Annotated in this window: 1 protein-coding gene; it reads left to right on the top strand. The window is 40.1% G+C overall.

The features are described 5' to 3' along the window. Positions 1-225: peptidylprolyl isomerase (locus ACY2RT_RS15725; protein ID WP_490156842.1), on the top strand; the 225-nt coding region annotated here is incomplete at its 5' end. Positions 226-232 lie beyond the last annotated feature (7 nt).

Genomic DNA, 232 nt, shown 5'->3' with positions numbered 1-232 from the left:
GGAGAATCTTTTGAAAACCTGGCAAAACAGTTTTCTGATGACAAAAGCTCTGGAAAACGTGGAGGGCAACTCACTAAATTCAGTAAAGGAGACCTGCGATCGGAAGAATTTGAAGAAGCTGCATACACACTTGAAGCTGCCGGAGATGTTTCTGAACCTGTAAAAACAAATTTTGGATGGCCTCTTATTCGTTTGGACGAAATACATACGATCCCAACTTTTTAAGAAAAGA

The sequence above is a fragment of the Ulvibacter sp. 2210JD10-4 genome (assembly GCF_058148525.1).
The sequence above is the reverse complement of the archived record's forward strand: the minus strand, read 5'-3'. Positions and strand labels throughout refer to the sequence as shown.